The sequence below is a fragment of the Nocardiopsis valliformis DSM 45023 genome (assembly GCF_000340985.1).
GTDB classification, from domain to species: Bacteria; Actinomycetota; Actinomycetes; order Streptosporangiales; family Streptosporangiaceae; genus Nocardiopsis; species Nocardiopsis exhalans.
In genome coordinates this window covers 53,536-76,587 of the sequence record NZ_ANAZ01000024.1, presented here as the reverse complement: position 1 = coordinate 76,587, position 23,052 = coordinate 53,536, and the positions used below count along the sequence as shown (strand labels likewise).

Here is a 23,052-nt window from a genome sequence, read left to right as displayed (position 1 = left end):
GATGGACAAGAGTGAGCCCCGCGAGCGAAGCGACCGTCAGTAGACTCACCGAGAACTTCGATTTCCACGATCCCGAGTACACGCCCGAGACAGCCGAGACCGTCAACAGACTGATCCGTGGGGGATCGGGGGTCGCCTACTCCTCGGCCCACGGGGGGATGTGGGTCCTTTCCCGGTACGAGCACGTCAGGGACGCGCTCAGGGATCACGCGACCTTCAGTTCCGCCGAGGGCGTGCACTTCCCCCGCGCGGCGGGACTGCCGAAGTTCTCACCCATCGACCACGATCCCCCGGAGCACGGGAAGATCCGCAACCTCATGGCACCGCCGGTCCGGCGTGAGGTGGTCCGGGAGCTGGAACCGGCCTTTCGCAAGCTTTCCGCCGACCTCGCGGGGAACGTCGTGGCTCGTGGGGGCGGAGACCTGGTCTCGGAGGTGTCCCGTCCCTTCGCCATCGGTACGCTCGCCCTGACCATCGGCCTCTCCCAGGAGGCCCAGGGCAGGGTGCGCGAACTGACCAAGACGATGTGGAAGTACATCGCCACGGACCCGGACGCGACCAGGTTCTGGCCCGCCTACCACGACCTGCTCTCCGAGGAGATCCGCAAGGCGAAGGAGGACGGTTCGGGCTCCTACCTGGCGTGGTTGGCCGGGGCCACCGTGGACGGGGAACCGATCCCCGACGACCTGCTCTACTCCATCATCGTCTCCTACTTCGTGGCCGGCCACGACAACACGATGAACGCCGTCAGCCGACTCCTGTGGCACCTGTCCGGTGACCGGGAACTCCAGAAAGAGCTGCGCGAACGTCCGGATCTGCGGCCCCTGGTGGCCGAGGAGAGCCTGCGCCGGTGGTGCCCGACGGACCGTTTCACGCGGGTCACCACGCGGGACGTCACCATCGAGGGGGTCACCATCCCGCAGGGCTCCAGGGTCGTGCTCCTGTTCGACTCCGCCAACCGCGATCCGGACAAGTTCCCGGAGCCGGAGGAGTTCAACCCGGAGCGCGGCAATTCCTACCAGCACCTGAGCTTCGGTCACGGCATCCACCACTGCATGGGGGCCCACCTGTCCAGGATGGAGTTCAGGACCATCCTCGACGAGTTCGCGCGTCAACCGTTCTTCCACCGGGCCGAGGAGTCCCGGCTGTCGTTCGAGAACGGACGCCACATCCTCTTCGACCGGATCCAGGTGGTATTCGAAGGCGGCGGGCCGGGGACGGCCGGATGAGTCCGGCGCCGAACACGGGAGAGGGGGGCGAAGGGGACCGGCTCCCCGACCTGGCCCCCCTCATGGGCATGGCCTCGGGCCTGTGGGTCTCCCAGACGCTCTCCGCCGCGGAGGAGATCGGACTGTTCACCTTCCTCTCGGAGGAGGGCGGAAGCAGCCTCGCCGCGCTCACACGCGGCCTGGGGGTGCCGGAGCGGCCCGCCGAAGTGCTCGTCACCGCCTGCGTGGCCCTGGGTCTGCTGCGGTGGGAGGACGATCGTGTGGTCAACACCGATCTGTCCGAGCACTACCTCGTCCGCGGCAGGGACTACTACATGGGCGACTACGTCCGTATGCTCCGGGAGTTCGTCTATCCGGGGTGGATGCGGATCGCTGACGCCGTCCGCAGCGATCGGCCGGTACGCGACGAGTCCGCTCCCGGCAAGGGGATCTTCGCGAAGGAGAACCGTCCGGAGTTCTTCTGGAAAGGGCTGCGGCCGCTGTCGTCGCTCACCGCCCGGGCCCTCGCGGAGGAGGTCGATCTGACCTCCACCGCATCCCTGCTCGACGTCGGCGGGGGCGGCGGCGCCTTCGCGGTGGAACTGTGCCGACGCAATCCCGGACTGTCGGTCACGGTCTACGACCTCCCCCACGTGTGCGAGCACACCCGGGAGTTCCTGCTGAGCACCGACCTCCGGGAGCGGGTGCGCGTCCACCCCGGGGACTTCTTCGCGGAGGAACTGCCCTCGGGGCACGACGCCATCCTTCTGTCGATGATCCTCCACGACTGGGATGAGACCACGGGCCGCAAACTCCTGGACACGTGCTTCCAGGCCCTGCCGCCGGACGGACTGGTCGTGGTGAGTGAACTGCTGGTCGACGACGACCGGTCGGGGCCGCTGGACGCGGCGCTCATGAGCATGAACATGCTGGTGGGAACCCCCGGCCGCAACTACACGACGGGGGAGTACCGGTCCTGGTTGACGGACGCGGGATTCGTCGGCACGGAGGTCGTCCCCTTCCACGGGCCGGGTGCCAACGGCGCGGTCCTGGCACGTAAGCCCTGAACGAGGAGGAGAGCCGTTGGGTACCAAGTGGCTGCTGCGCGAACCGTCGGACGAGGCGCCGTCCCGGCTCCTGTGCTTCCCCTACTCGGGGTGCGGAGCGTCGATGTTCCGGCAATGGCCCGAACGGCTGGGCAGGATGGAGGTACTTCCCCTCCAACTCCCCTGGCGGGAGAACCGGATGCGGGATCCGCACTACGGGACCTACGAACAGTTGGCCACCGACGCCGTCGAGGAAATCGGAAGGTATCTCGACCGCCCGTACGCGGTCTTCGGGCACTGCGGCGGCGCGCTGCCCGCCTTCGAGACGGTGCTGCGGATCGGGGAGCGGGGACTGCGCCCACCCGAACGCTGCTTCGTGTCCTCCCAGGTCGCGCCGCAGGACGGTCCGTACGGGCGCTTTCTCGGACTGGACTCCGGCGGGCTGCGCGGAGAGCTGCTCGGCCTTCTGTCGGCGCTGGGCTCCGACAACCCCTCACCCGAGCTGGTCGACCTGTTCCTGGAGGTCCTGGAGGCCGATCTGGAGGCGAACCGGCGGTACCGCAAGGAGGCTGCCGGAAGGGTTCCCTGTCCGGTGACGGCGATCGGGTGGAGCGACGACACCGAGGTGCCCTACGGCTTCATGGGCGGGTGGTCGGCCTGGGGCGAGACCGATTTCCCGGTGCTCAAGGGAACGCACTACACCTTCCTCGAAGCGCCCCGGGAGCTCCAGGAGCTTCTGGCGGCGTGACCGCGCGAAGACGGCTCCCTCCGCGGCGCACGCGCGTCGTGGAGGGAGGTCCGCCCGGTACCGGTCCTACCGCCGCCAGCCCGGCGCGGCCAGACGCCACAGCTGGGCCGGGGTTCCCATGCGCAGGCCCTCGACCGCCGCAAGGCGGTAGGCGGCCGCCGGGGTGGAGTGGCCGAGCATGCCCCGGACACCGTGCAGTTGCAGGCACTTGCGGGTGGCCAGCAGCGCGTGCTCCGCCGCAGTCGCCAGGAGGAGGGCGGTGTCGGCGGTGCGTGCCCGGCCGTTGTCGCACTGCCACGCGGTCTCATGGGCCAACAGGTCCCAGCCGTCACCCTCCCCCGATATCCGGGCGAGACCGTGCGCGACGGTCTGCAGTTCCACCAAGGGCTTGCCGTACTGGATCCGGGAGTTGACGTGTGCGCGTGCCTCGTCGACGGCGCGGCGGGCGAGCCCAAGCAGAAGGGCGGCCTGGCGCACCCTGGCGGAGTTCAGCGCGGTCTCCCACCGTTCGTCCACGCCCGACAGGGACAGGCCTTCCGCCGCTTCGAGCACCAGTCTCAGTTGGGGCAGTCCCATCCGGTCCGCGTCCCTGACCCGGCATTCGGGTCCCGCCGGGAACACCAGGTGCCATCCGGTCCCGCCGTCGGGCCGAGCCGTTCGGACCACAGCCGCGCCGATCTCCCCGACGGGCAGGCACTCGCTCACTCCGTGCAGTCGGCCCTCGGCATCCGCCCTGACCGAGGGCTCCGTGTGCACGCCGACGGTCACGGCGTGCCGGGTCCCCTTGACCAGGTCTGAAAGAAGGCTGTCCGGGACGTTGCGGGGGTCGAGCAGGTCCAGGGCGAGCACGGTCTCACGGTAGGCCCCGAGCGGTTCCAACGCGTAGCCCAGCCGGTCGTTCACCATGGTGTCGGCGCTCAGGCCGAGTTCGAGACCGCCGAACTCCTCCCGGATGCTCAGCCCGGGGACGCCGATCGCGGCCAGCTCGGCGTACGGCGCCCCGGTCCGGGTCAGTACGGTGTCCACGGCCTCGGCCAGTCGTTCCTGTATCGGGTCTATGCTCAGGTCCACGCTCTCTACCTCCTGGTCGGGACGCTGTCGAGGAGGCGGGCACCCGCCACGATGTCGAGCTGTACCTCCGAGGCGCCGCCCGAGACGGTCATGCCAGGGGCCTCCCGGAACGCGGCATCGAAGGTGTGCGGGGCGGGTTCGAGCGCGTCGGCCCCCAGAGTCTCCACCGCCCACCACGCGATGCCCTGGGCCGTTTCGCTGCAGTGCCACTTGGCCAGGGACGCCTGTGCGATGTCGACGCGATCCTCGGACAGTCCCTGGAGGACCCGACAGCACAGCAGTCGGCTCGCCCGCAGCCGGGCGCGGTGTCGGGCCAGGCCCGCCAGCTCGTCGGGCAGTGGTTCCCGGCCGTTCCGGGTGAGCTGTTCGGTGACCTGTTCCAGCCAGTGCCTGGCCCGGGCGTAGTAGTCGAGTCCGTTGCGCTCGGCCGTGAACATGCGCGTGATCAGCCCCCAGCCCCCGCCGACCTCGCCGAACACCGATTCCGCGCCGACTTTCACGTCCGTTAGACGCACGTCGTGGAACTGCTCGTCCGACAGGCTCGCGATGGGCCGGATCGAGACCCCGGGGTTGTCGAGCGGTACGAGGAACAGGGTGATGCTCTCGTAACGGTTGTCCTCTCCGCCGTCGCACACCGCGCACAGCGCCAGATCCGCGTAGGCGGTCTTGAGGTTGTACGTCTTGCGGCCGTTGAGGACCCAGGAACCGTCGTGGTCCCGCACCGCCCGCGTGGTGATCCCGGCCAGGTCGGAACCGTGATCGGGTTCGGTGAACAGAATGCACATGGTGAGTTCGCCGGACGCCAGCCTCGGTAGCAGTTCGCGCCTCTGTTCCTCGGTGCCCGCCTGGAGGATAAGGGAACCGACGATCTGGACCGAGATGTAGTACAGACTCTGCGGCACGCTGTACCTGACCATGTTCTCGAGCAGGACCATGGTGGCCGTCGGGTCGGCATCCAGGCCTCCGTACCGCCTCGGCCACGAGGGTGCGAGGAGGCCGGACCGGCCGAGGTGCCGGTAAAGGGGGTTGGGGTCGCCGTCCATACCGTCGGCTCGGCGGCTCACCTCGTCGATCAGATCTCTCGTCTCGGTGGAGCGGAGCGCGGTGACCAGCCTTCGCTCGAACTCCTCGGTTGACTCGGGGACACCGAAATCCATGCCAGCGAACCTCATCATTCCGTTTTTGTAGACTCTGATATAGAGTGTCGCTGACTCTGGGGTAATGCTACGTACTCTCTACAGTACATCAGTCACTCTTGCTTGAGGCAGAGGTTATGAGCCGACACAGTGGTCTTCTCCGCCGACTCCGACAGTTGCCCCGGGACCGCCGGGAAGAATTCCTCGCCCAGATCGGAGACGTCGCCCCCGGGGCCCGGTCGTCACCCCTGAGCCTGCGTCAGGAGCAGCTCTGGCTGTTCGACCGCGTGGCGCCGAGCGCCGCCGCCTACGGTCTGGGTTTCCGCTTCGAGCTGGCCGGGCCGCTCGACCCCGACGCCCTGGAGAAGGCGGTGGGCGATGCCGTCGAGCGCCACGTCGCGCTCCGGACCGTCTTCCCCCACGATTCGGACGAGGGCACCCAGATCGTCCGTCCGACCGAGCGGTTCCGGTTGCCCGTCGAAGAGGCGGACGACCTCGGCCCGGAGGAAGAGCTTCGGTACCACGCCTCGCTCGTCCGGGCCGAGCTGGACGGAGCGATCGACGTGGACCGGGGGCCGCTGGCCCGGTTCCGGCTCCTGCGCCACTCCGAGGAGCGGCACGTCCTCCTGCTGGCCACCCACTACCTGGTCATGGACCCGCCTTCGGTCAACGTCCTGCGTGCCGATCTCGCGACCGCCTACGAAGCCCGCGTCCAAGGCAGGGAAGCGGATTCCGGGGAACCGGCCGTGGGCCCGGGCGAGTTCGCGTCCTGGCAGAGGGAGTGGCTGGAAGGATCCGAAGCGGAGGCGGCCGTCGGTTTCTGGAGCCGGACGCTCGCCGGCTGGGAACCCACCGAACTGCCCCCGGACCTGCCCCGCCCCAAACTGCTCCAGCTGACCAGCGGTACGGTGTCGCGCCCCCTCCCCGAGGCGACGGCCGCGCACGTACGGGACCTGGCCGGCGAACTCGGGGTCTCCCCGGAGGACGTCTTCCTCGCGGCCTACTTCGCCCTGGTGGCCCGGTACACGTCCCTCAGCGACCTGATCATCGGTCTTCCCCGGGACGTGCCGGTGCCCTTTCCGCCGGGGGCGCTCGTCGCCGACCGCGGAAATCTGCTGCCGATCCGGGCCGAGGTGCATCCCGCCACGAGGTTCGTGAACCTGGTGCGATCGGTGGGCGAGTGGCGCACCGAAGCCGAAGCGCACGCGGGACTCCCCTTCAAGGCCATCCTCGACGGCCTGGGGATCGACCCGGATCCGGCGCGCCTCCCCCTGGTGCAACTCGGCTTCAGTACCCCGTACGGCGCAGGGGACCCGGTGACGGCCGCGGGTCTGCGCATCGGGGCTGAGAGGGTGGAGACCGGGGTCGGTGCTTTCGAGCTGGAACTGGAAGCCGACTGGGACGCGGCCGAGCCGCGCCTCGCCCTCCGTTACTCGACCTCGCTGTACCGCGAACGTACCGCCGAGCAACTCGTGGACCGCTACCTCCGACTGCTGGAAGGCGCGTGCGTCGATCCCCGGCAGCCGCTCTTCTCGCTCCCCTTCGCGGCCCCGCACGAACTCGACCAGGTGACGGACGTCTGGAACTCACCCATCGGCGCCTTCCCTGACGAGTCCGTCCCCGAGGTGTTCGCCGGAGTGGTCGCAGAGCACCGGCACCGGACCGCGGTGGTCTGGCGCGGAGGTCACCTGACGTACGGGGAGATCGACGCGTGGAGTGACCGGGTCGCCCGCGTACTCGTCCGGGAGGGCGTCGGTCCGGAGGACCTGGTTCCGGTCCTGGTCGAGCGCGGTCCCGAGCTGATCGCGGCAGTCCTGGGCGTGCTCAAGGCGGGTGGCGCCTACGTCCCCATCGACCTCACCCAGCCCTCGGAACGGGTGGGGGCCATCATCGAGGACTGCGGCGCGTCCCTGGGCCTGGTCTCGGAGGAGGCGCGCCACCTCGTGGGGGGACGCGTCCCGACGGTGGACATCGGCGACGCCCTCGCCGCGGAGCCGTCGGCCGCACCGGTCCGACCGATCTCCCCGGACCGCCTGGCCTACGCCATCTACACCTCCGGCTCGACCGGTCGACCCAAGGCCGTCCTGGTGGAGCACCGCAACGCCGTCAACTTCATCCGGACCGTGCGGGAGAAGTTCGCCCTCACCCCGGAGGACCGTGTCCTGCAGTTCGCGTCGCCCGGGTTCGACGTCTCGGTCTTCGAGATCTTCGGCTCGCTTCTTTCCGGGGCGCTCCTGCGCGTCGTCGACACCGAAGAGCGCGGGTCCATCGACGCCCTGCACGGGATTCTGGCCGACGAGGGCATCACCGTCATCGACCTGCCCCCCGCGATCATGGAACTCCTGTCCCCGGAGGACTATCCGGACCTGCGGGTGGCGTTCGTGGGCGGGGAGGCGTTCAGCGGGGCGCTGACCACCCGGTGGGCCCGGGGGCGGGACTTCTACAACGGCTACGGGCCGACCGAGACGACCGTCACGGTGGTGGCCAAGCGGTGCGAGGGCACGTGGACCGACTCACCACCCATCGGCCGGGCGATGGCCAACCACCGCGCCTACGTCCTCGACCCGGACCTGGGCCTACTACCCTCCGGAGCCGTGGGCGAACTGGCCGTCGCCGGCCTGGGGGTGGCACGCGGTTACCTGGGTAGGCCCGAACTGACCGCCGAGCGCTTCCGGCCCGACCCGCACGGCCCTCCGGGGAGCCGGATGTACGTGTCCGGTGACCTAGCCTCGTGGGACCAGAAAGGCGACCTGCGCTTCCTCGGACGTACCGATCGGCAGGTCAAGATCCGCGGGGTACGGATCGAACTGGGTGAGGTGGAGGCGGCGCTGGGCGCGGTCGAGGGCGTGGCCCGCGCGGTCGCCGACGTCGCCGTGGACCAGTACCGCGGAGCACTCCTGGTGGCCTACGTGGTGGCGCGGGACGGGGCCGATCTCCAGTTGGACGCGGTCAGGGCGGAACTGGGTACGCGGCTTCCGTCCGCGATGATCCCCGGCGTGATTGTCCCGCTGGCGGAGATTCCGCTGACCCGGAGCGGGAAGACCGACCGCCGCGCCCTTCCCGAGGTGGAGTTCTCCTCGGTCGAGGGCGTGGACGAGGGCGACGACGGCGGCACACCGACGGAGCGCACGGTGCGGTCGGAGGTGTTCGCCCCCCTGCTCGGGCGACGGATCGGAAACCACACCAACTTCTTCGCCCAAGGCGGCACCAGTCTCCAGGCGATTCGCATCTCCTCGCTGGTCAAGTCGGTGTTCGGGGTGGAGGTGCCCATCGCCGACTTCTTCTCCGCCCCGACCGTCAGCGGGCTCGCGTCCCTCGTCGAGAAGGCCCTGGAGCGGGAGCACCGGCGCAGGAATGCCGTCACGGAGGCCCTGGACCTCATCGAGGGGCGTACCGACGAGGAGATCGCGGAGCTGGCCGGAGTCCTCGACGGCGAGAACGGGGAGAGCGAATAGTGTTCGTAGCGGAGTCTCTCTGGGTTCGACGGTCCGTGCGCGACTCCCCCCGGACGAGACTGGTCTGCCTTCCGTTCGCGGGCGGCGGCGCCTCCGTGTTCCGACAGCTGCCCGGGCTGCTCCCGGACACGGTCGAGACGCTGGCGGTGCAACTGCCGGGGCGCGAGGACCGCTCACGTGAGGAACCCCCCGACGGACTGGAGCGTCTGGTGCGCGCGATCGCGATCGCGCTGCGCCCGTACCAGGACCTGCCGCTGACCTTCTACGGGCACTGCGCGGGCGGCCTGCTCGCCTACGAGGTCGCTTCGTACATGGGGCGGGAACACGGCGTGTGGCCGCGGCGACTGGTGGTGGGCGCCCAACCGGCGCCGAGCGCGCCCGTCCCGGGCGAACGACTGCACGAGTTGCCGGACCGGGAACTGGTCGAGGCGGTGGTCGCGCGCGGGGGACTGCCGGAGGCGGTGGCGCGCCAGAGTTCGCTCATCGAGTTCCTTCTCCCGCTGCTGCGCTCCGACTTCGCCCTGTGGGAGCGCTACGAACACCGGCCCCGCCCCCCGCTGCCGGTGCCGGTGACCGTCATCCTCGGCAGGGACGACCCCCTCGTGGGAAGGTCCGCGGTCCGGGGCTGGCGCGAGTACACGACCGCCGGTGTCACGGAGGAGTTCGTGGACGGGGGCCACTACTTCATCGACGGCCTCTCCAAGGAGTCCGCGCGGACCCTGGCGTTCGCTCTGCTGTCCGATTGAGTTGGGGAACCGATGAACGAGAGTGCTGAACTCGAAGGGGTCGCCCGTATCGCCGGTGCCGTCGACGGTGTCCGGGACGTGGCCGTGGTGGTGGACCGGCGGTTGCGTCAGGGCTGGGTCCCGGAATCGTCGACCGCCGCACCACCGCTGAACGGCACCGCGCTGTCGGGCGCCAGGAGTTCCCTCGTGGTCGGTGCCGCGCCGCCGTCGAGGCCGACGGCGGCGCGCACGGTGTCCGAGGCCCTGCTCACGGCGGCGCGCGAAGTGCCCGAACGCGGGACCGTCTACGTGCTCTCCGACGGCCGGACCGACAGGCAGACCTACGCGGAACTGCTGGACGAGGCCTCTCGGGCGCTCACCGGGCTCCGGGAGCTGGGACTCGACGAGGGTGATCCGGTAATCCTGCAGTGCGCCGACAACCGCACGTTCGTCACCGCGTTCTGGGCCTGCGTGCTCGGGGGGTTCGTTCCCACCGCGGTGGGGGCCGCCCCCGACTACACGACAGACAACGCGGTCGTGCGCAAGCTCCGGGCGGCCTGGGAACTGCTGGAGCGGCCCCTCGTCCTGACCGACACCTCGTTGCGCGGCCCGGTATCGGCGCTGGGGCCGCTGTGGGGCGCGGACGGGAAGCTGCGGGTGGCCTCCGTGGCGGAGGCCACGGCGGAGCGGCCCGCGGAGCCGTTCCCCGCCGGACCCGACGATCCGTTCGTCAACCTGTTGACGTCGGGGAGCACGGGCACCCCCAAGTGCGTGCACCACACCCACCGCACCGTGGTCGCCCGCACCCACGCCGCCATCGAGGCCAACGGTTTCACCGGGGACGACGTCTCCCTCAACTGGATGCCCCTCGACCACGTCGGCGGGATGGTCATGTCCAACGTCCGGGACACGTTCCTGGGGTGCGAGCACGTCAACGCGCCCACGGAGGCGGTGATCCGGCGTCCGCTGAACTGGCTGGACTGGGCCGAACGCTTCTCCGCCACCGCCACGTGGGCGCCGAACTTCGCATTCTCCCTGGTGAACAAGCACGCCGAGGAGATCGTGGCGGGGAGCTGGGACCTGTCCCGGCTGCGCAACATCTGCAACGCGGGGGAAGCCGTGGTAGCCCGGACCGCGTTCCGTTTCCTCGAACTGCTGATCCCGCACGGGCTCCCCCCGACCGCGATGGTGCCGTGCTGGGGGATGTCGGAGACCTCGTCGGGCGTCCTCTACTCGCGGATGGACGCGCGCGAACCGCGGGTGGGAACGCTTTCGGTGGACCCGCTGTCGCTCGACGGGCAGGTGCGGAAGGTGGAGCACGGCGCTCCGGGCGCGCTGACCCTCGTCGAGGTGGGGACCCCGGTGGCGGGGTTCTCCCTCCGGATCGTCGACGACCAGGGGCAGATCATCCCCGAAGGCAGGATCGGACGCCTGCAGGTGACCGGGGACACGATGCTGCGCGAATACCTGCGCAACCCCCAGGCGAACGCGGACTCCTTCGTCGGCGGCGGCTGGTTCGACACCGGTGACCTGGGTCTGTTGCACGAGGGGCGGCTGACGCTGACCGGACGACGCAAACACATGATCATCGCCAACGGGGCCAACCACCCGGCCCAGGAGTTGGAGGCGGTGGTGGAGCAGGTGCCGGGCGTGCGCCCCGCCTGCTCGGCGGTGTGCGCGATCCACGACGAGGAGGTCGGCACGGACGCCGTCCTCGTGTTCTTCGTCCCGACGGAGGAGTCCGCGGCCGACCTGGACCGCACCGTCGCCGCGGTTCGGGAGGCGCTCGCCCGCGACCTGTCGCTCATGGCGAAGTTCATCGTGCCGGTCACCGGGGAGGAGTTCCCGCGCGCCCCCGGCGGAAAGGTACAGCGCGAGCGGTTGCTGGACATGTTCCGGGAGGGACGGTTCGAACACCGCTCCCACGACGGGGTGAGCGCGAGTGGCCGGCGGACGGAGTACCCCGCCCTGGAACAGGTCCCGGTACCGGTGGATGAGGTCCCCGTCGGTGAACCTGACGACGCGTGGACAGTGGTGTACGCGCCGGCCTCCGCGACCTGGCCGAGTGCGCTGGGCGGTGCTGTCGGCCTCATTCTCCCCGGTACGGCCGACGACGGACCCGCCGCGGACGCCGTGCGCGTTGACCCCCTGGACCCCGCCCAGCACGAGCGGGCACTCTCCGAACTCGCCGCTCGACGGGGAACGCCCCGTCGTGTGGTCTACGCCTGGGAGACCGGGCCGGAGGCCGCCGGGGACGAGGACGCCCCCGCCCGTTTCCTCGCGGCGTTCTCCGCAGTCGCCCGCGCGGCCCCGGACACCGAGCTCACGGTGCTGACCCAGGGGGCGGTGGGCGTCCGACCCGATGACCTCGTGGTCCCGGCCCGCGCGGCGCTGACCGCTCTGGCGCGTACCGCCGAGACCGAGGGGGCGCTGTCGAAGGTCGCACTGGTGGACGCACCGGTCGGCGCCGCCGACAGCCAACTCGCCGACCTCGCCCGGAGCCGCTACGACGCGGACGTCACCGGGTTCCGGGACGGGACCGGGTACACCACCGGACTGAGGGCGGTCGAGCCGACGGGGGCCCGCGACGTCTCGGCCGCGTTCCTCCCGCCCGGCGGTACCGCTCTGGTGACCGGAGGCCTCGGCGGGCTGGGCCGGAGCGTTACTGAGCACCTGCTGGTGACCTGCGGCGCGCGCGTCCTCATCGTCGGGCGGACCACGGAAGAGCGGCTCTCCGGTCCCGCCCGGGAGGTCCTGGCCGGGCTCCGGGACCTCGGGGAGGTACGCTACAGCCCCTTGGACGTGGCGGACGCCGACGCGCTCTCCGCAGCGGTGGCCGATGCCGAACGCGACTGGGGGCGCACGCTCGACCTTGTCGCCCACCTCGCCGGAACCCCGGTCTCACCCCAGTGGGACCGGTTGTCCTCCCACGAACTCACCCGTGAGAGCCCGGGCTGGCTCGACAGTATGCTCCGCCCCAAACTCGGGGGCGGCGCGGCGATCGAGGCCCTCCTGGGGCGGCGCCCGGAGACGGCCGTGGTCCTCTTTTCCTCGGTGAACGGCCTCATGGGCGGCAGCGGCTTCGGGGCCTACTCCGCGGCGAACGCCGCACTCGACGCGTACGCCCACCGCTGGTCCGCCGACGGACGCCCCGTGCGCTGCCTCGCGTGGAGCATGTGGTCGGGGCCCGGGATGAACGAGGGCAACCCGCTCGTCGCCGCCGCCCTGCGCAGGGGGTTGCGCAGCATCGACCCGGCCGAGGGCGTCTCAGCACTGCTGGAGGCCCTGAACCAGGACGCGTCCTTCCTGGTGGTCGGGGCGGACATCGACAACCCGGCGATCAAGTCCTGGCTGGCCCCCGACCAGTTCGGCGGGGGGAGCGTGGTCCTCGCGGTCGTCGCTGAGGAGGGTGCGGACCAGGAGCGGACGCGCAGGGAGGTCTCCGGCGCCCTCTCCCGGGCCGGGGTCCTTGCCCAGATCACGATGCGCCCCAAAATCGTCCGCGACGCCGCGGGCCGGGTGGACGAGGTGGCCGTGCTCTCCTCCAGGAGCGGGCCGGGAGTCGTCGGCACCGCGCCGGTCGGAGCCGGGGAGACCCTGGTCGCAGAGGGTGTGGGCAGAGTGCTGGGCCTGGACCGGGTCGGCCGGGACGATTCGTTCTTCGTCCTGGGCTTCGATTCGGTCCGGGCGGTCCAGCTCGCCGAGGAGATCGGCGGCCGGCTCGGTAACGAGGTGGCCGTCGGGTTGCTGTACGAGCACCCGACGGTCCGTGAGCTGGCAGCCGCCCTCGACCGGGGTTGAGGGTCCGCGGGCGCGGATCGCCCCGGCTCAGGGGGTGATCCGCACCCGCCTTTCACGCAGCCACTCGTAGTGCGGCAGGTGGTAGCGGTAGTAGCCGCCCAGCACCGGGTGCGCCTCGACGTTCTCCCCGGGCCCGCGGGGATCGGGAAGCCGGACCCCGCTGCTCTCCGCGACGTCGGTGTGCCACCTCGAGGTCCGCTGCCACTGCGGGAGCAGCGCGGGCCTCCACTTCATCGCCTCGGGCCGGAAGTCGAGCCCGACCCGCTCGCAGTAGGCCCGGACGGTCGCCTCGGGGTACCTCACCAGGTCCTCCGAGTCCAGGACCGCTGGCTCCCCTCCGTACTTCTCCACCGCCTCGAAGATCTCCCGGGTCCGGGCGAAACCGACCTCGTCCCGTTCCAGCTCGGGGTTGAGGCGGTGGTGGGAGGCGATCGCCTCGCGGGGGTCCCGGATCAGGAAGGCGTGCGACGCCGAGCGCAGGAAGTCCCCGGCCTCCAACAGCCCGGGGTAGCGGAAGTCGGTGGTGTCCTTGACGAACACCGTGGTCCGTTCGGAGAGCGCCGACAGGCGGTCCATGAGGGTCTGTTCGTCCGCGCACCGGACACCGTCCACCTCGGCGGCCCCGAAGTCCTTGAGGTGGGAGAACGGTTCGTGCAGGGTCGTGAGGTCACCGCGCTCGTGCATGATCCGGAGGAAGACCGTGGACCGGCAGCGCGGAGGGCTCCACAGGATGAGGAGTGAGGGGCGCCCCCCGTTCCCGGTGCGGTTCACGGCGTCCCGCCCGCATTCGCCACTCGTGCGGCCGCACGGCGGACGGCCCCGGTGATCTCGTCCGAGTGCTCCCTGAGGAAGAAGTGGTCCCCCGACAGCGTGAACTGTTCGAAGTCCGCGCTCGTCTCCTTGCCCCAGCCGGTCATCTCCTCGGGGGCCACCTCGGGGTCCTCGTCGCCGCACCAGGCAAGGATCGGGCACGACAACGGGGCGCCCGGACGGTACCGGTAGCGCTCGATCAGGGAGAAGTCGGAACGCATCATCGGCAGCAGCAGATCCACCAGTTCGTCGTTGCCGAGGATCTCCTCGTCGGCGGCGCCGTAATCGCGCAGCATCCGGAGGAAGTCGGAACGGGACAGGTCGCTCACCCGGCGGCGGGGCCTGATCAGCCGTGGGGAGGGGCGCCCGCTCACGAAGAGGAACCCGGGCGGCTCGCCGGTTCCCTGGAGCCTCCGGGCGACCTCGAACGCGAGGATCGCACCCATACTGTGCCCGAACAGCAGCGGTGCAGTGGGCTCGGCCCTGATCGCCGACGCGATCTCGTCGGCCGCGGTGCCGATGTCGGGCACCGGCGGCTCGGTCATGCGGGGGCCCCGTGCGGGCAGTTGGACCGGGACGAGTTCGACCGAGCCGCCTAGCCTCCCGGCCCAGTCGGCGTAGAAGTTCGCCGTCCCCCCGGCGAAGGGAAGGCAGTACAGGCTCTGCCGGGCGTTCCTGGACCGGAACCGCTGGTCGAACCACGCGGCGCGGCCCGTGTCGTACTCCCTCATCGGACCTCCTCGGTATCGGGCGTCAGGGCGTCCTTTCGCCGGACGAACCGGACCGGCATGCTCTTGTAGCCGGCGATGAAGTTGGATGCCAGATGCCGGACCTCTCCGACCTGCTCGACGGAGTCGAACAGCTCCAGCAGTTCGTCGAGCAGCAGGCGCAGCGCCATGTTGGCCAGTCCGGCACCGATGCAGTAGTGCGGGCCGACCCCGAAGGCCACGTGCCGGTTCGGCCTCCTGGTCACGTCGAACCGGAAGGGATCGTCGAAGACGCGCTCGTCCCGGTTGGCCGACCCCAGCCATACGCTCACCGGTTCGTCCGGGCCGATCCGTTCGCCGCCCAGGTTCACCTCTCGGGTCGTGTAGCGCATGAAGTGACTGGCGGGAGAGGACCAGCGCAGCACCTCCTGCACGCAACCCGCCCGCAGGGAGGGATCGTCCCGGACCGCGCGGAACTGTTCGGGGTGCTCGCCCATCATGGCGATCATCGTGCACACCGCGTGGGGCGTGGTGACGTTCGCGCCGAGCAGGAGGGCGTAGCAGTTCAGTATGAGCTGCCGCTCGTCGAGCGGCCCCTCGTCGAGGTCCATGGAGCGCAGGATGCCGATGAGGTCGGTCCCCGCGTCCGAGGGGGAGCGTCGGGAGACCTCGTCACGGAAGAAGGAGAACAGCTCGTGGTGCGCCTGCCGGACGGTCGCCCGGGGCGACCCGTTGGAGTAGTCGGGGTCGTCGTAGGCGATCGTCATCGTGGTGAGTTCAGACATCCGCGCCCAGTTCTCCTCGGGCAGGCCCATGATCGAACCCGTGAAGGCCATCGGGAACATCAGCGCGGCCTGTGCCAGATCGAAGGGTTCCTCGTTCAGGGCGGGGCTCAGCAGCGACCGGACGATCCCGCGGACGCGGTCCTCGTGGTCGGCGACGGCGCGCGGGGTCAGGGCCCGGTTCAGCGGCTCGCGGAGCTGGCGGTGCCGCGGCGGGTCGGTGTCCGGCATCATGTCGTCGGAGGCGATGTCGGGCATGCTCAGGTCCACGATGCACAGCATGGTCCCGCGGCGGGAGGAGAACGAGCGGTGGTCTTTGAGGACCCGGGTCACGTCCTCGTGCCGGGTGACCACCCAGAACGGTTCGCGTCCGTCGCCGGGGTCGCAGAGGTGGACAGGCCGTTCCTCACGCAGTCTGGCCCAGAGGGCGTGGGGGTCGGCGGAGGCGTAGTAGGCGGAGTCCAGCAAGTTGACGCCCTCGAACTCCACTGGTTCGAAAGGCGGGCGGGAGAGCAGCACCTCAGGCTCCTTCGTCTGTCGGCTCGGTGATCCGCCGGTTCAGTTCACGCGTGAGTTCGGTCACTCCGGTGGCCATGTAGAAATTTCTGACCGGGATCAGGACCCCCGTCTCCTCGGCGATGGCGTCGAGGAGGTCCATGGCTGAGAGGGACGTGCCCCCCAGCACGAAGAAATCATCGCTCTCGCCGACGGCGTCGACCTTGAGTACGCGCGCGTACAGCGCCGCGACCAGTGCGGCGGGCACTGGCTCCTTGTCCCGGGTGACCTGGGAGGGGGGATCGCTGGTGTGTCCACTGGGCGGTTGGTCAACCATGGATGGCGTCTCTCCTCAAATTGATGATCCGGATAGCCGCGTCCCGGACGGCCGCCGCGCTCACCCCTGACTCCTCGAGGGCTTCCCGGTGTCCCAGGACCCGCTCCCCGACCCTGCCCCGGACCGCCAGGCGCAGATGGGGTGTCGGCAGGTGCCCCGCTGCCTCCGCGACGGCGTCGCCGAGGCCCCCGCCGGGACGGTGTTCCTCCACTGTCACCAGTCCGCCGGTGGAGCGCGCCACCTCCACCACAGCCCCGGTGTCCAGGGGGGCCAGGGTCTGGATCTGGAGCACCCCGCAGGAATACCCGGCCGCCTCTAGCTCGCGGCCCGCTTCCAGTGCCATGAGAACCGGGAGGGGGCCCATCGCCAGGACGCAGACGTCGGTACCGTCGCGCAGGGGTACGGCCCGCCCCAGGGTGAAGGGGGCGGGGCCGGTGTGCACGGGTGGTGTCGCCGAGCGCCCCAGGCGCAGGTACGAGGGGCCGGGGTGATCGTGCAGCGCGCGCATCGCCGGGCCGATCTCGGAGCTGTCCGCCGGCACCACGATGGTCGCGCCGGTGAGTGCCCGCGTGACCGCGAGGTCCTCGAGGGCGTAGTGGCTTGTGCCGAAGTGGGCCGCGGACAGGCCGCCGTGGGTGGCGACCACGCGCACGGGCAGCCCGGTACCGACGATGTCCAGCTTCAGCTGTTCCCCCGCGCGCAGCGTGGCGAAGGTTGCCATGGTGTGCGCGTACGGAAGGAGACCGCGGGCGGCCAGCCCCGCGGAGATCCCGAACATGTTGGCCTCGGCGATGCCCACGTTGAAGTAGCGGTCGGGGAAGCGAGCGCCGAAGGTGCGCTCCAGGCCTCCGGTGTCGGTGTCGACACAGACCACTCGTTCGTCGGCCTCGGCCAGTTCGATGAGTGCGTCCCGGTAGGCCGAGCGAGGGTCCTGGCCGCCTTCTGACGCGGCGTTCATCGCTGCCCCCCGGAACGGAGCGCGGTGTGCGCACGCTTTACCAGCGCGGGCTTGAGGGTCGCGTAGTGGCTGGACACCCTGCCCTCCATGAAGGGGATCCCGCGTCCCTTGACGGTGGTGGCGATCACCGCGACGGGTCGGTCGTCGGGCTTGCGCAGCACCTCCGCCAGGGCGTCGGGGTCGTGCCCGTCCACCGCGCGTACAGTCCAGCCGAACGCCCCGAACCGCTCGGCGAGGGGTTCCAGCGAGACGAGGTCCTCCGTCGTCCCGGTGAGCTGGAGCGCGTTGCGGTCGACGATCGCCACCAGGTTCCTCGGCCGGCGGTGCCCCGCGTACATCACCGCCTCCCAGACGCTGCCCTCCTGGAGTTCGCCGTCCCCCAACAGGGTGTAGTGCCGGTCCGGGGTTTCGCCGAGTTCTCCGGCCAGGGCCATACCGACGGACAGGCTCAGACCGTGTCCCAGGGAACCCGTCGGGAAGGGGACCCCGGGGAGGCCCTGGCAAGGGTGCCCGAACAGTCGGCTGCCGGGTTGCGCGTAGGTGGCCAGTTCCTCCCGTTCGATACGGCCGGTCGCGGCCAGGACCGCGTACAGCGCGGGGGCGGCGTGCCCCTTGCTCAGGACGAAGGTGTCCCCCTCGGTCAGGATTTCGCAGTGGAGGACCGCGAGGATCTCCACGCAGGACATGCTGCCCCCCACGTGGGCGCCTTGGGGCCCGCCCGCCATGGTGACGATGTCCTCGCGCATTTGTTGGGCCACGGCCCTCACGTCGGTGCCCATCAGCGCACCTCCACGGCGTTCTGCCAACCGGGCTCGTGCGGGCGTGACCGTGCCATGCGCCGGACCAGGTCCATGTGCGACCACACCTTCTCGAAGGCGTCGGCGTAGGCCGAGAGCGTGGGACCCGAGTCCGGGCCCATGTGCCGTCTTTGAAGGCAGAGGGAACCGTCCACGGTCGCGCAGCTGACCGGGAACTCCTCGGTTATCCGCTCGGCGCCCGCACCCGGCGCCCGGAAGGCCGGGTGCGCGGGTAGGGGCGCCGTCTGGTATCGGGAGACGGCCACCCCCTCGGCGCGCAGCACCCGGTGGAGCGCGGCACGCAGGGCGGGGGTGGGCACGTCGGGCAGGTCCAGTTCCTCGGGGACCAGCCGGAACCGGATGATGTGCCAGGCATGGGTCCGGCCCTCCGGTACGACCGGGACGCGCAGCCCGGGCAGCCCGGCGAGCCGCGTGAGCAGTGCGGTGACCGACCGCTGCCGGCTCTCGGCGTACTCGGGCATGCGCTCCAGTTGGGAACGGGCGAAGGCGGCCATCATCGGGCTCATCCGGAAGTTGCTCCCGGACCGCAGGGCCACGTATCCGCGTGTGCCGGTGGGGGGCCGTTCACCGAAGTTGCGGATCTCCGCGAGGGCGTTGTGCAGGTCGGCGGAGTCGGTGGTGATCAGTCCGCCCTCGCCGCAGGCGGGAAGGTTCTTGCTCGGATGCAGGCTGAAGCACCCGATCTCGCCCAGCGCGCCCGTGGCCCTGCCCCGGTGGAGCGCTCCGTGGGACTGCGCGGCGTCTTCGACGACGGGTACCCCGCGCTCGCGCGCGAGCGCGGACAGACCGTCCATGTCGGCGGGCAGTCCGTGCAGGTGGACCGGGAGCAGCGCTCCCGTCCTCGACGTGGTGGCGTCGCGGGCGCGGTCCGCGGACAGGGTGAAGGTGTCCGGCTCGATATCGGCGAACACCGGATCCGCGCCCGTCCGGCACACGGCGTGGGCGGTCGCGTTCATGGTCAGTGCGGGTAGGACGACCTCGTCGCCCGGACCGATGCCGAGCGCGGTCAGCGCTGCCTGGAGGGCCGCGGTGCCCGAGGCGACGGCTGTGCAGTTCTCCGTGCCAACTTGCCGGGCCCAGGCGTCCTCCAAGGCGGGGACCTCCGCCTCGTCCGCCGACGCCGCGGTCAGTCTGCCGCTGCGCAGGACGCGCAGGACGGCGTTCTCGTCCTGTTCGGTCACCACGGGCCAGGGGCCGCCGTTCATCTCCGGCGGTACCGTCCGGGGCCCGCCGAGCATCGCGAGCGCGTTCATGGCGCCGTCCCCGCGGTCCGCCGCAGTCGGTGCATGGACTGCTCCCAGGTCATGAGGAGCCGTTCGCCGAGAGCGGTGGTCAGGGCGACCGCCCGGTCCCGGTCCGGCTCCCGCCCGGTCGCGCCGTGGGCCGCGGAGACCCGGAAACCGGTCCAGGCGTGGGCCACCCTCCCCACAGCGTCTGCGGCGTCGGCCAGGTCGGGGCGCCGGAGCCTGTTCGCCGCCTGGAACAAAAAGGTGCTGTGCAAGGCCGCCTCCGCCTGCGCGGGCCAGCCCAGGACGTAGATCTCCCGCAGTGCTCGGGGGCCCCGGCTCCGGACGCGTTCGGGCAGGCCGGACACGAGGTCGGCCAGTGCCCGGGGCCCGCGGTCGGGGGCGTCCAACGCGGCGATGTTGCGGCGGACCGCGTCGTCCACCCAGGGGCCGTCGGCCCGGGGCTGGGGGCCGGTCGCCGTCACCTCCAGCCACCGCCACGAGGGTCTGCTCCCGGCGAAGAACGGATCGCTCTCGTCCTCGACGCTGAGGTCCTCCCGGGCCTTCTCCAGGACGGTCCTGGGCAGCGTGCCGGAGAAGGCTGGCGGCATCGGGTCGACCACCTCGTAGAGCCCGCGCTGCTCGTCCCATCCGGTGACGATGACCAGGTGCGCGGCGTGCACGTCGCGGTAGGCGGGGCGGAAGGGCATGTGGAAGTTGTTGACGGCGACGATCACCGATGCGCCGCGTGCCAGCGCCTCGACCAGGTCGTCGTGCGCGGTGTCGGGGCCTGGCGGTTGGTGCCATGTCAGGCGCACCGGGTGGTAGAGGCAGAACTCTTCCTGAAGGCTCTCCCCGGCCGGGTGGAAGTACTCCACCGGCTCGACCGGACCGCCGGGCGGTCGGAACCGCCAACCCGCCCCGAGGGCCTGGACAGGGTCCCAACCACGCAGTTCCAGGACGTGGCCGATATCGGTCTGCAGGCAACTGGATAGGTCGTCGTACCAGGGGAGCACTGGATCCGTGGCGGTCATCGGACTCCCTCGACGGAGATAGCGAAGACGTGCAGTGCCGGGTTGTCCGGCAGCCGGAGGCCGCGGACGGCCTCCCACCTGGTCACCGGGACCCGTACGGCCCACACCTGTCCGCTGAGGTCCTCCTGGCGGTGGTGCGGATAGTGCAGGGCCGACGAACGGGCCGCCGCCAGCTCTCCGAAGCGGGCCCGGGCAGGGAGGAAGTCGGATACCCGGACCCACTCGGTGGTGGCCGCCCCCGAGGCGTAGTGAACGCCCACTTCCTCCTCGCACCGGCGCTCGGATGTGGCGAGGAGGTGGATCCAGTCCGCCTCTATCTCGGGCAGGTCCACGTACTGGCCGGCGCACCGTACGTTGTCGGGTTCCGTGCCGTTCGCCCGCACTCCGGCGAAGCGGACCCGCCCCACCCGGAGGCAGTCTGTACGGAGTGTCTCCGCGGGAAGACTGTTGCCCCACACGTTCAGCATGCCGTTCCGCAGGGTTTCGGGCGTGGTCAGAGCGATGTTGTTGCGGTGGGTGGACAGGTCGACGGCGAATGTCGCATGCGTGTGTACAACCTGCGCCGCGGAGAATTCAGTCAATTCGCCTGCTCTCAGGGTGTGTAGTATCTTTTTAGATTTATGCTAGCCTCTGTGTGACTTTTTGCAGACTATCGGCCCAGAGAGTTGGAGACAACATATGGCGCTGTGTCCAGAATGCCAAGGGTCGCTGGAGCTGCCGGAGGATACGAGGGCATCCGAGATCGTGGACTGCCCCGCGTGCTCCAGCGAGCTCGAGGTCGTCGCGGTGTCCCCGTTGCTCTTGGCCCTCGCCCCCGAGGTGGAAGAGGACTGGGGCGAGTGAACCCGATCGCGGGACATCCCGGGACGGCTGCGGGAACGGTCGCCGTGGTCGCCTCCAGGATCCGCCTGGAGGAGAAGGCGCTTCTGGATGCGCTGAGCCGTCGCGCGGTCGACAGCGAGGTCGTCGACGACCGTTCGATCGTCTACAGGGTGGGCGCCCCGCGGCCTCGCTGGCGCGCGGTGCTGAACCGGTCGCTTTCCGCGACCCGGAGGCTGGAGGTCAGCAGGTGGTGCGCCGCGGTGGGCGTTCCGGTCCTGAACACACCGGAGACGGTGGCCCTGTGCGACAACAAGATCGCCACCGCGTTCGCACTGGACCGGGCCAGGGTTCCCACGCCCGATACGGTCGTCTCCCTGGCCCCGTCCTCCGGGGGCCGGGCGGCCGATGAGGTCGGCTATCCCGCCGTGGTCAAACCGGTCAACGGTTCGTGGGGCAGGGGGCTGGCCCGCGTCGGCGACAGGGAGACCGCGGAGACGCTCTTCGGCCTCCGCGACCAACTGGCCTCTCCCTCGCAGAAACTCACGTGTGTCCAGGAGTTCGTCCCCGGGCGGGACCTACGGGTCCTGGTCGTCGGTGGAAGCGCGGTCGCGGCGATGGCACGCGAGTCCGACGACTGGGTACGGAACGTCGCGTTGGGTTCCACCGCGGTACCGCGCCGACTGGACGACTCCCTGGTGGAGCTGGCGGAGCGCTCCGCGGCGGCGGTCGGCGGCGGGGTACTCGGCGTCGACCTGCTGGAAACCGACGACGGCAGGCTGTTCGTGTTGGAGGTCAACAGCGCTGTGGAGTTCCGTGGTCTCGGCGAGGCCAACCCCGGAGTTTCGGTCGCGGACGCCATCGTCGACCACCTGCTGCGGGAGACCGTCTCATGAAGGCGGCGGTGATCGGCGCGCGAGGCTACGCGGGCGGGGAGCTGATGGCCCTGATCCTGGCCCACCCGGAACTTCGCCTGGTCCAGGCCGTCTCCCGCAGTCAGGCCGGTGCCCCCGTGGGCCGCGGGCACCCGAACCTGAGCCACGTCGATCTGAAGTTCTCCGCGTTCGATGAACTGCTCCCGGCCGACGTCGTCTTCTCCGCGCTGCCCCGCGGGGAGCTCTTTCGCGTCCATTCCCGGGTGGCCGAGGCCGCCCGCGTCATCGTCGACCTCAGCCCGGACTTCCGCGCCCCGGAACAGGCCGCGAAGGAGGGGTACACCACCGGCCTTCCCGAGCTGTTCCGAGACGCGATCGTCGGCAGCGAGAGGATCAGCGTGCCGGGGTGCATGGCGACCGCGGCGGTGCTGGGGCTGCGGCCGTTGGTCGACGCGGGACTGGTAGCGGGGGAGACACTCGTCGACGCGCGCACCGGTTCCAGCGGTGCCGGTGCCTCGCCCGGCCCCGCCACGCACCACCCTGAGCGCGGAAACGCCATGCGCGTCTACAAGGCGACCGGACACCGCCACGAACACGAGATCGCCCGGCTGTGCGGCTCACCGGTCCGGATGACGGTGACCGCCGTACCGCTGGTGCGCGGCGTACAGGTCGTCCTCCACGTGCGCCCGACCCGCCCGGTGTCACGGTCCGACGTGTGGTCTGTCTACCGGCAGTGCTACGGCAGGGAGCCGTTCGTCCGGTTGGTGGCGCACCGGTCGGGTGTGCACCGCCTGCCCGACCCGCAGTTTCTCACGGGCGGCAACTTCACTGACATCGGCTTCGACGTGGACGGGGACGGTGGACGGGTGGTCGTGGTGGTGGCCCTGGACAACCTGGTCAAGGGGGCCGCCGGAGGGGCCGTGCAGAGCCTGAATGTGGCGGCCGGTTTCGACGAGCGGGCCGGTCTCGGTTTCACGGGACTTCGGGTGGGGTGAGGAGGG

20 protein-coding genes are annotated in these 23,052 nt (G+C 70.5%); 9 read left to right on the top strand and 11 right to left on the bottom strand.

Features of this window, described 5'->3' with window-relative positions; translation table 11 throughout:
• Positions 1-11 precede the first annotated feature (11 nt).
• From D457_RS0121465 to D457_RS0121455, 3 genes are read left to right on the top strand one after another with little or no spacing between them, the layout of a single operon-like run.
• A complete protein-coding gene (locus D457_RS0121465) occupies positions 12-1,229 on the top strand; it encodes a cytochrome P450 (RefSeq protein ID WP_017582734.1) in 1,218 nt (405 codons plus the stop codon).
• Positions 1,226-2,275: a methyltransferase gene (locus D457_RS0121460; RefSeq protein ID WP_017582733.1), complete on the top strand. Its 1,050-nt coding sequence runs from the start codon at positions 1,226-1,228 to the stop codon at positions 2,273-2,275. Before D457_RS0121465 ends, D457_RS0121460 begins: the two co-directional genes overlap by 4 nt.
• Positions 2,276-2,291: 16 nt before the next feature.
• On the top strand, positions 2,292-3,002 hold the full coding sequence (locus tag D457_RS0121455) for a thioesterase II family protein (protein WP_017582732.1): 711 nt from the start codon (positions 2,292-2,294) through the stop codon (positions 3,000-3,002).
• 66 nt (positions 3,003-3,068) lie between these two features.
• Here D457_RS0121455 and D457_RS37565 read toward each other — a convergent pair whose 3' ends face one another.
• Together D457_RS37565 and D457_RS0121445 are read right to left on the bottom strand one after the other, a co-directional pair.
• Positions 3,069-4,073 (bottom strand): acyl-CoA dehydrogenase family protein, encoded by a 1,005-nt coding sequence (locus tag D457_RS37565; protein WP_017582731.1) that lies wholly within the window; start codon positions 4,071-4,073, stop codon positions 3,069-3,071.
• Positions 4,074-4,078: 5 nt separating this feature from the next.
• Entirely contained in the window at positions 4,079-5,230 is a 1,152-nt protein-coding gene (locus D457_RS0121445; protein ID WP_152514314.1) for an acyl-CoA dehydrogenase family protein, read from the bottom strand.
• 116 nt (positions 5,231-5,346) lie between these two features.
• Here D457_RS0121445 and D457_RS0121440 point away from each other — a divergent pair, with 116 nt between their 5' ends.
• Genes D457_RS0121440 through D457_RS0121430 form a run of 3 tightly spaced genes read left to right on the top strand, consistent with a single transcriptional unit; the run spans position 5,347 to position 13,190 of the window.
• On the top strand, positions 5,347-8,664 hold the full coding sequence (locus D457_RS0121440; protein ID WP_083926824.1) for a non-ribosomal peptide synthetase: 3,318 nt from the start codon (positions 5,347-5,349) through the stop codon (positions 8,662-8,664).
• A gap of 35 nt (positions 8,665-8,699) precedes the next feature.
• On the top strand, positions 8,700-9,410 hold the full coding sequence (locus D457_RS0121435) for a thioesterase II family protein (protein WP_239646178.1): 711 nt from the start codon (positions 8,700-8,702) through the stop codon (positions 9,408-9,410).
• 12 nt (positions 9,411-9,422) lie between these two features.
• Positions 9,423-13,190 carry an SDR family NAD(P)-dependent oxidoreductase gene (locus D457_RS0121430; RefSeq protein WP_017582728.1) on the top strand — a complete coding sequence of 1,256 codons (3,768 nt, stop codon included), beginning with the start codon at positions 9,423-9,425 and terminating at the stop codon, positions 13,188-13,190.
• A 27-nt stretch (positions 13,191-13,217) separates the two neighbouring features.
• Here D457_RS0121430 and D457_RS0121425 read toward each other — a convergent pair whose 3' ends face one another.
• The 9 genes from D457_RS0121425 to D457_RS0121385 are packed head-to-tail and all read right to left on the bottom strand — an operon-like array spanning position 13,218 to position 20,938.
• Positions 13,218-13,961 carry a sulfotransferase-like domain-containing protein gene (locus tag D457_RS0121425; RefSeq protein ID WP_017582727.1) on the bottom strand — a complete coding sequence of 248 codons (744 nt, stop codon included), beginning with the start codon at positions 13,959-13,961 and terminating at the stop codon, positions 13,218-13,220.
• Positions 13,958-14,731 carry a thioesterase II family protein gene (locus D457_RS0121420; protein WP_017582726.1) on the bottom strand — a complete coding sequence of 258 codons (774 nt, stop codon included), beginning with the start codon at positions 14,729-14,731 and terminating at the stop codon, positions 13,958-13,960. Before D457_RS0121420 ends, D457_RS0121425 begins: the two co-directional genes overlap by 4 nt.
• Positions 14,728-16,008, bottom strand: a complete 1,281-nt coding sequence (locus tag D457_RS0121415; protein ID WP_017582725.1) for a cytochrome P450 — start codon at positions 16,006-16,008, stop codon at positions 14,728-14,730. The genes D457_RS0121420 and D457_RS0121415 overlap by 4 nt, the downstream gene beginning before the upstream one ends.
• A gap of 1 nt (position 16,009) precedes the next feature.
• Positions 16,010-16,321, bottom strand: coding sequence for a phosphopantetheine-binding protein (locus D457_RS33105; RefSeq protein WP_017582724.1), 312 nt, complete (start codon positions 16,319-16,321; stop codon positions 16,010-16,012).
• A complete protein-coding gene (locus tag D457_RS0121405; RefSeq protein WP_017582723.1) occupies positions 16,314-17,279 on the bottom strand; it encodes a transketolase family protein in 966 nt (321 codons plus the stop codon). The genes D457_RS33105 and D457_RS0121405 overlap by 8 nt, the downstream gene beginning before the upstream one ends.
• Entirely contained in the window at positions 17,276-18,058 is a 783-nt protein-coding gene (locus D457_RS0121400) for a transketolase (protein WP_017582722.1), read from the bottom strand. Before D457_RS0121400 ends, D457_RS0121405 begins: the two co-directional genes overlap by 4 nt.
• The gene (locus D457_RS0121395) at positions 18,058-19,350 is read right to left on the bottom strand and encodes a DegT/DnrJ/EryC1/StrS family aminotransferase (protein ID WP_017582721.1); all 1,293 of its coding nucleotides are present in this window, start codon (positions 19,348-19,350) and stop codon (positions 18,058-18,060) included. The genes D457_RS0121400 and D457_RS0121395 overlap by 1 nt, the downstream gene beginning before the upstream one ends.
• Positions 19,347-20,357: a BtrH N-terminal domain-containing protein gene (locus D457_RS0121390; RefSeq protein WP_017582720.1), complete on the bottom strand. Its 1,011-nt coding sequence runs from the start codon at positions 20,355-20,357 to the stop codon at positions 19,347-19,349. Before D457_RS0121390 ends, D457_RS0121395 begins: the two co-directional genes overlap by 4 nt.
• The gene (locus D457_RS0121385) at positions 20,354-20,938 is read right to left on the bottom strand and encodes a hypothetical protein (RefSeq protein ID WP_017582719.1); all 585 of its coding nucleotides are present in this window, start codon (positions 20,936-20,938) and stop codon (positions 20,354-20,356) included. The genes D457_RS0121390 and D457_RS0121385 overlap by 4 nt, the downstream gene beginning before the upstream one ends.
• 97 nt (positions 20,939-21,035) lie before the next feature.
• On the opposite strand from D457_RS0121385, the gene D457_RS37720 reads away from it, so the two are divergent.
• The 3 genes from D457_RS37720 to argC are packed head-to-tail and all read left to right on the top strand — an operon-like array spanning position 21,036 to position 23,046.
• Positions 21,036-21,200, top strand: a complete 165-nt coding sequence (locus D457_RS37720; protein WP_017582718.1) for a hypothetical protein — start codon at positions 21,036-21,038, stop codon at positions 21,198-21,200.
• Positions 21,197-22,072: a RimK family alpha-L-glutamate ligase gene (locus D457_RS0121375; RefSeq protein WP_017582717.1), complete on the top strand. Its 876-nt coding sequence runs from the start codon at positions 21,197-21,199 to the stop codon at positions 22,070-22,072. The genes D457_RS37720 and D457_RS0121375 overlap by 4 nt, the downstream gene beginning before the upstream one ends.
• Positions 22,073-22,080: 8 nt before the next feature.
• The gene (gene argC, locus D457_RS0121370) at positions 22,081-23,046 is read left to right on the top strand and encodes an N-acetyl-gamma-glutamyl-phosphate reductase (RefSeq protein ID WP_239646176.1); all 966 of its coding nucleotides are present in this window, start codon (positions 22,081-22,083) and stop codon (positions 23,044-23,046) included.
• Positions 23,047-23,052: the final 6 nt, after the last annotated feature.

Bases quoted from the DNA above. Each gene is read 5' to 3' on its own strand.
- D457_RS0121460 (WP_017582733.1), top strand. From the start codon at position 1,226: ATGAGTCCGGCGCCGAACACGGGAGAGGGGGGCGAAGGGGACCGGCTC.
- D457_RS0121445 (WP_152514314.1), bottom strand. From the start codon at position 5,230: ATGGATTTCGGTGTCCCCGAGTCAACCGAGGAGTTCGAGCGAAGGCTG.
- D457_RS0121440 (WP_083926824.1), top strand. From the start codon at position 5,347: ATGAGCCGACACAGTGGTCTTCTCCGCCGACTCCGACAGTTGCCCCGG.
- D457_RS0121430 (WP_017582728.1), top strand. From the start codon at position 9,423: ATGAACGAGAGTGCTGAACTCGAAGGGGTCGCCCGTATCGCCGGTGCC.
- D457_RS0121420 (WP_017582726.1), bottom strand. From the start codon at position 14,731: ATGAGGGAGTACGACACGGGCCGCGCCGCGTGGTTCGACCAGCGGTTC.
- D457_RS33105 (WP_017582724.1), bottom strand. From the start codon at position 16,321: ATGGTTGACCAACCGCCCAGTGGACACACCAGCGATCCCCCCTCCCAG.
- D457_RS0121405 (WP_017582723.1), bottom strand. From the start codon at position 17,279: ATGAACGCCGCGTCAGAAGGCGGCCAGGACCCTCGCTCGGCCTACCGG.
- D457_RS0121400 (WP_017582722.1), bottom strand. From the start codon at position 18,058: ATGGGCACCGACGTGAGGGCCGTGGCCCAACAAATGCGCGAGGACATC.
- D457_RS0121395 (WP_017582721.1), bottom strand. From the start codon at position 19,350: ATGAACGCGCTCGCGATGCTCGGCGGGCCCCGGACGGTACCGCCGGAG.
- D457_RS0121390 (WP_017582720.1), bottom strand. From the start codon at position 20,357: ATGACCGCCACGGATCCAGTGCTCCCCTGGTACGACGACCTATCCAGT.
- D457_RS37720 (WP_017582718.1), top strand. From the start codon at position 21,036: ATGGCGCTGTGTCCAGAATGCCAAGGGTCGCTGGAGCTGCCGGAGGAT.